Annotated in this window: 4 protein-coding genes; 1 reads left to right on the top strand and 3 read right to left on the bottom strand. The window is 39.4% G+C overall.

Features of this window, described 5'->3' with window-relative positions; translation table 11 throughout:
• The 3 genes from JL102_RS09630 to JL102_RS09620 form a co-directional block, all read right to left on the bottom strand.
• On the bottom strand, positions 1-1,747 hold a 1,747-nt coding region (locus tag JL102_RS09630; protein WP_202244173.1), incomplete at its 3' end, for a GEVED domain-containing protein.
• 393 nt (positions 1,748-2,140) lie between these two features.
• Positions 2,141-4,783, bottom strand: a complete 2,643-nt coding sequence (locus tag JL102_RS09625) for a GEVED domain-containing protein (RefSeq protein ID WP_202244172.1) — start codon at positions 4,781-4,783, stop codon at positions 2,141-2,143.
• A gap of 131 nt (positions 4,784-4,914) precedes the next feature.
• Complete coding sequence (locus JL102_RS09620) at positions 4,915-5,667, bottom strand: NUDIX hydrolase (protein WP_202244171.1); 753 nt, start codon at positions 5,665-5,667, stop codon at positions 4,915-4,917.
• Positions 5,668-5,873: 206 nt separating this feature from the next.
• Between JL102_RS09620 and JL102_RS09615 the strand changes: the two genes are divergently transcribed.
• Positions 5,874-7,001 (top strand): formylglycine-generating enzyme family protein, encoded by a 1,128-nt coding sequence (locus JL102_RS09615; protein ID WP_202244170.1) that lies wholly within the window; start codon positions 5,874-5,876, stop codon positions 6,999-7,001.
• The last annotated feature ends 8 nt before the right edge of the window (positions 7,002-7,009 follow it).

The raw sequence follows: 7,009 nt of genomic DNA, 5'->3' as shown, positions 1-7,009 counted from the left end.
GCCCAGTTCCTCCTGTAGTGATTAAGGAGATCGATCCATTATTAGCATTGATACAGCTTAGGTTTTGAGCGGAGGGAGTCACTGCAAGTCCATTACAAGACTCTGAAGCTTCTAAGGTGATAATGTAGTCTTGTCGGTTTCCTAGTCGCGAACTGCTTCCGCACGCTTCATTGGCCCCTGGATTAGTACTAGCTATATCTGTAAATTTAATTCTTATTCTTGTTTTTCCAGGAATAATGTTTTTAGGAATCTGTACAGTATTCTCGATGGAACGTTGAGATTTGCTGGCAATACCGATTTGGAATTTTTCTTTATTTGTCCATTGGTTGTCACGGTTGAGGTCTATATATAACCAGACATTATAACGGTTGTTGTTATCATTAGCGATCTGATTTTTTAAGGAGAAGTTATAGGTTTCACCTCCCTTTAAGGTGGTGGTGTAATTCTCTTCTGGTAATAGTATGAGTTCTTCTTCCTCACTGTTTCTATAATATTCGATTTCGTTGAATCTGAGGAAGCTTATTTTTTCTTTTCCTCCTTCCAAAGGTGATGGCTGACAATAGTCGGGGTATCTTTGAGTAGTAAAAGAAGCCTGACATGAATAAAGGACATTGCCTTGGCTATCTTTAGCTATCCTTTCAATAGTGTAGTTGGTGCTAGGGAGCAGTTGAGGTAAATTAATTTTTTTGTCAGTAAGGTTGCGTGCTAGAGTGTCTGGTGCTTGCCCTGTTACGCTGAGGAGAATATCATAGTTGTGGTCTTTTTCAGAAGCGGCGGCCCAGGCTACGGTTAAGTTGGAGGTAGGGGCTTTAGAGAAGCCATCAAGCAGATTATAGTATCCAATGAAATCAGAATCATCTAAAAGTCGGGTGGACTGTGCATCAGGAAAGCCTTCGTAGGTAATTAAATAAAATGGTTTACTGCAAGGAGGGACAATGCCTTTTGGGGCTTCAAAGTTATAGATCCACCAGTCAGTCAGCTCGCCTTTAGGGGCTACGAAAATATTTTCTTTCACCTCGCAGACGGCATTAAAGTCGTTTACTATTTCAGGGTCAGCCCAGGTATTTACTCCTTCCTGAATATTGAGTAATGAAATGTTGCCTGCTGAATTCCCTCTGAGGCCTACAGTAAGTTTTTCAATTTGATGTAGCAAGCCTCCCTTGTGTTGGATATATCCTAATCTAAACGAGTGATCTTTTTCAAACAGGATGAGCTGAGAAGACATTCCACGACGTGAGGTTAGGTTTTGGTATGCGAATACAAAAACAGAAGTTCTTTCTCCGGGAAAACCAAAGAGACTAACTAGAATGTTTTTGACTTCTGGCAGGTAATTGTTGGTAATTCTGGCGTGAGCGATAATATTATTATACAAAGATGAGGTGTTGGAGGAAAATACCTGATCAAAAGAGGTGGGAATACTAAATGGCGCTTGCGAAGTGCCTAATTTAATATACCCATTATTTGAAAATGCTATTCGGTCAAAATAATTTCCACTAAAATAGAAAGGAAAACCCAATTCGTACCCTGTACCGGTAACGGAGTCTTTGTTGACTGCCGTTTGTTCATTGATGAAAATCTTCCAAGGCTCACCTAATTCACCAAATGAGTAGTTGGGAGTGGGGGCGATCGATTCGCCTCCAACCGAAAAAGAGTAGCCTTCAATCTGAGCATGAGCAGTGCTATAAGTAAAATAAAGGAAAAAGAGTATAATGCTCCTCTTTATGAAAAAATTAAAGTAGTCAACCATAACCTTAGAATAAGATCAAAAAATTCCTTACAAAGGTATGAGTTGTGAATATATATTAATTCTTTAATTAGTTACATAACTTACGTTTGAATGTAAAAGGGTTAAAACAAGACTATATATTGGAATGTAATGTGGGTTTATTTTGTGTAAAAAATTAATAGAGAGTTACTTATGGATGCTTGGCCGTATGGTGTGTAGGTGATTTTAAATTTTAATTCCTTGTTTTAATATAAAACGCAGGAATTCGTTTGATTTTAATTTTGTTTGTAAACAGTTGAAAAGTAGTTGATTGTAAGTGTAGGTGCATGGGTAGATTAAATTGCGTCTTACTTTTATTAGAAAGAAATTAATTTATTCCTTAAAATCTTACATTGTATTAATTTTAGTTGATTGCTAATTAATCATTATTCTGAATCGTGATGTGTAAGATAAATAGGTGCACTTCATCACATATACCCCCGGTTCTAACTCTGAGATATTGAGTAGATGGGGTAGGTTAGCCTTTAGTTGCAGATGATATGCTTTTATGATTTGACCTGTGCTGCTAATTAAATTGATGTCTAGGGTCTTGTCTTGCTGACTCTTAATCCAGATGTGGTTTTGAGCAGGGTTAGGATATACTTTTAGGCCTGCCATCACTGGGTTTTGGGTGCTGGTAATAGAAGGTACGTCTATATTTTCTACAGTAGTACTGCAACCTTGGCTATCAGCTATGCTTACGGTGTAATTGCCAGGAGCTAATAAGGCATTTTGTTCTTGAATGGAAGGATCTTCCCATTCATATTTATAAGGCGGGGTTCCTCCCTCGCAGTTGATGAATATTTTTTTTGTTTGCCCTGTGGCGTCTTCTATGGTATAGCTACACGCTAGCGGCAGCAGAGCGTCTATGATGGAGACATCTTTTACTTGTTGGCAGCCTTTAGCATCTTCGAGTATAAGTTGATAATCTCCAGCTAAAAGTTGATCTTGAGAGAAATCATCGTATCCATTGAGTTGATATATTACCTCATCGTTTTGAAGTATTGAGAGCGTGTATGGAGCCGTGCCGCCATTAGGGTAAATCTCAAGTGTGCCTGTTTGCGAATTAGCACACATTGGTGAGGTTGCCTGATATTCAACAGACAAAGGATAGGGTTGGGTTATTCCAATCAATTCGGTTTGTACCTGACAGCCAGTGTTAATGTCCTTAATCCATGCCTGGTAATAGCCGGGAGCTAGATTAGTAATCTGCTCCGTATTAGCGCTTATGGTAGCTCCATTGCGAGTCCATGAGTAGGTGAATTGCCCAGTTCCTCCTGTAGTGATTAAGGAGATCGATCCATTATTAGCATTGATACAGCTTAGATTTTGAGCGGAGGGGGTCACTGCAAGTCCATTACAAGACTCTGGAGCTTCTAAAGTGATGATGTAGTCTTGTCTTCCTCCTCCATGGAGGTCTCCTCCGCAACCTTCATTAGCACCAGGAGAGGTGGATGCTGAGTTAGTGAGTTTGATTCTCATTCTGGTTTTCCCAGGTATTACGTTTTCAGGAATGGGAATTGTCATACTTAAACTTCTATCATTGTATGCAGTGGCCCCTATCCGGAAAGATTCTGTTTCAGGGTCCCAGTCACCATCTCTATTAAAATCAATATGTACCCATACATTATACTTGAGAGGATCCTTTCTACCAATCAGGCTCTTAAAATCAAAAGTATAGCTTCTGTTGGCTTTTAGAGTAGTGGTATATTTGTCTTCTGGTAATAATGTAGCTGCTTCAAATTCAGGATTTTGATTGTATTCTAAAGTGTTGATTTTGATGTGATTGATATAGTTATATCCTCCAGTTAGAGGTTTTGGTTGGCAGTAGTCCTGATAATGTTGAGTAGTAAAAGAAGCCTGACATGAATAAAGGACATTGCCTTGGCTATCTTTAGCTATCCTTTCAATAGTGTAGTTGGTGCTAGGGAGCAGTTGAGGTAAATTAATTTTTTTGTCAGTAAGGTTGCGTGCTAGAGTGTCTGGTGCTTGCCCTGTTACGCTGAGGAGAATATCATAGTTGTGGTCTTTTTCAGAAGCGGCAGCCCAGGCTACGTTTAAGTTGGTGGTAGGGGCTTTAGAGAAGCCGTCAAGCAGATTATAATAATGCTCATTCGACGGGTGATCATTTAAAAGTCGGGTGGACTGTGCATCAGGAAAGCCTTTGTAGGTAATTAAATAAAAAGGTTTACTGCAAGGAGGGACAATGCCTTTTGGGGCTTCAAAGTTATAGACCCACCAGTCAGTCAGCTCGCCTTTAGGGGCTATGAAAATATTGTCTTTCACCTCGCAGACGGCATTAAAGTCGTTTACTATTTGAGGTGCAGCCCAGGTATTTACTTTTTCCTGAATATTGAGTAATGAAATGTTGTCAGCCGAATTCCCTCTGAGGCCTACAGTAAGTTTTTCAATTTGATGTAGCAAGCCTCCCTTGTGTTGGATATATCCTAATCTAAACGAGTGATCTTTTTCAAACAGGATGAGCTGAGAAGACATTCCACGACGTGAGGTTAGGTTTTGGTATGCGAATACAAAAACAGAAGTTCTTTCTCCGGGAAAACCAAAGAGACTAACTAGAATGTTTTTGACTTCTGGCAGGTAATTGTTGGTAATTCTGGCGTGAGCGATAATATTGTTATACAAAGATGAGGTGTTGGAGGAAAATACCTCATCAAAAGAGGTGGGAATACTAAATGGCGCTTTCGAAGTACCTAATTTAATATACCCATTATTTGAAAATGCTATTCGGTCAAAATAATTTCCACTAAAATAGAAAGGAAAACCCAATTCGTACCCTGTACCGGTAACGGAGTCTTTGTTGACTGCCGTTTGTTCATTGATGAAAATCTTCCAAGGCTCACCTAATTCACCAAATGAGTAGTTGGGAGTGGGTGCGATCGATTCGCCCCCAACCGAAAAAGAGTAGCCCTCAATCTGAGCATGGACAGTGCTATAAGTAAAATAAAGGAAAAAGAGTATAATGCTCCTCTTTATGAAAAAATTAAAGTAGTCAACCATAACCTTAGAATAAGATCAAAAAATTCCTTACAAAGGTATGAGTTATGGATGTATATTAATTCTTTAATTAGTTACATAACTTACATGTGGTTTTTTCGCTGGCTGAATGATTCGTTAATTTATGCGCATAATCACCAACTCTCCTGAAGCCCTTCTTTAAGGGTTTTTTCATAAACCTCCTGATTAAAGGAGTATAGATCTGGGGCTTTGTGTGCTCCTCCTTTTCTGGTTTCGTTTAGCTTAGTAAGTATTCCGTATCGCATCATTTTTCGATAAAAATTGCCTCTGTTTAGTTTTTTGTCTAGCAGAGTCTCATAGAGTTTTTGTAATTCAGGCATGGTGAATTTTGGAGGTAATAAATTGAGGCCGATGGGCTTATAGTTCAGGTCTCTTCTCAGTTGGATCAGTGCATCTTCTAAAATCTGGCCATGATCCATCATAAGCTCTGGTAGCTCATGCAGATCTATCCACTCAGCTGATTTGGTGTATTCTCCAGGGGTAGGAGTAAGTGTAGAGAAATCAATAAGTGCATAATAAGCAATGGAGATAAAGCGCTGTTTATTCCATAAGTCATCAGGGTAATCTTTAAAAAATCCCTGAGAGCGGTAAGGAGCTCCGTAGGTGTTAAAGTGGTTAAGGAAAATCTCCCCCGCACCTGTTCGGTCTCTTAAAATACGCTGAGCTGCCGTATGTAGATCTTCTTCCTTTTTAAGGTAGCCGCCAGGTAGCCCCCACTGTTTTGCTTGTTTTAGCCTAATCAACAAGACTTTTAATATTCCTTCACTAAAGCCAAAAACAGTACAATCTATGGATACGCTGGGAAGATATAGCTCCTTGTTTTTGTTAGAATCATCTATCAGTTTCTGTTGTACCTTATATGTCATTGGTATATGATTAATTTATTAGTTGATGCCTTACTTCAAACTAACTAATTATATATGTATAAATCTAAAACGTTTGCAGATTTCTATTGATTCATTTTGAAACAATAGAAAAATTGATTTATATTGCTTCTCAATGAAGCGTTTAGTGAATCAGTTTCAGAAAACGATTGAAATAAATCAAGTCTCAATATAATTTCAATGATGGAATGAGGAGTAAATTGATTATAATAGTAGGCTTGTTGATTGCTTTTTCTTGTAAGCATCAGCAAAAGAATGGGGGGGAAGGAGATGAAATGGCTAAAGATACTGCTGTAACTAGTTGTCATAATAATCTGCCTTCTAGGATTTCTTCGATACCTTCCACTGAGTCGGTAGAACCAAGGAAGGAAAGCAGTACTGAAGGAATGGTGCTTTTGAAAGGGGGCACTTTTTCTATGGGTGCTTCTGATAAAAATGGAAGGCCCGATGAATACCCCCAACATCAAGTAAAATTATCATCTTTTTATATAGATGAAACATCCGTTACTAATGCCCAGTTTGCCGAGTTTGTAGAGGCCACTGGCTATGTTACCACCGCAGAGCAAGCTCCAGACTGGGAAGAGTTAAAAAAGCAACTTCCTCTTGGTACACCCAAACCTGCTGATTCTTTGTTGGTCCCATCATCATTGGTTTTTCATGGTACTGATGGCCCTGTACCTTTAGATAATGCAGCCCTGTGGTGGAGATGGACTACAGGTGCTGATTGGAGGCATCCACATGGGCCGGGAAGTAATATAAACGGGAAAGAGAACTACCCTGTAGTACACGTTTCTTGGTATGATGCTAATGCTTATGCCAAATGGGCCGGTAAGCGCTTACCCACGGAAGCAGAGTATGAATATGCTGCTCGTGGTGGAATGAAAGATAAGCTTTACCCCTGGGGAAATGAAGAACCATACCAAGGAGAGCCTAAGGCCAATACTTGGGACGGAAAGTTTCCTTATAAAAATACGGGCAGAGATCAATTTATATCACTTGCTCCTGTGAAATCATTCCCTCCTAATGGCTATAAATTATATGACATGGCTGGGAATGTTTGGGAGTGGTGTGCAGATAATTACCGACATGATTACTATCAATCTTTAGTAGGAGAGCTCTCAGTTAATCCTACAGGGCCAGAAAGTGGGTATGACCCCAGGCAACCCACAGTACCTGTAAAAGTTACCCGTGGTGGTTCATTTATGTGTAATGAAATGTATTGCTCAGGTTACAGAACTACCTCTAGGATGATGTCATCGCCCGACAGTGGTTTTGAGCACACAGGTTTTAGATGTGTAATGGATTTGGAAGAATAGAATATATA

It is taken from the genome of Fulvivirga sediminis (genome assembly GCF_016757215.1).
Lineage (GTDB): Bacteria > Bacteroidota > Bacteroidia > Cytophagales > Cyclobacteriaceae > Fulvivirga > Fulvivirga sediminis.
The sequence above is the reverse complement of the archived record's forward strand: the minus strand, read 5'-3'. Positions and strand labels throughout refer to the sequence as shown.

Bases quoted from the DNA above. Each gene is read 5' to 3' on its own strand.
- JL102_RS09615 (WP_202244170.1), top strand. From the start codon at position 5,874: ATGAGGAGTAAATTGATTATAATAGTAGGCTTGTTGATTGCTTTTTCT.
- JL102_RS09625 (WP_202244172.1), bottom strand. From the start codon at position 4,783: ATGGTTGACTACTTTAATTTTTTCATAAAGAGGAGCATTATACTCTTT.
- JL102_RS09620 (WP_202244171.1), bottom strand. From the start codon at position 5,667: ATGACATATAAGGTACAACAGAAACTGATAGATGATTCTAACAAAAAC.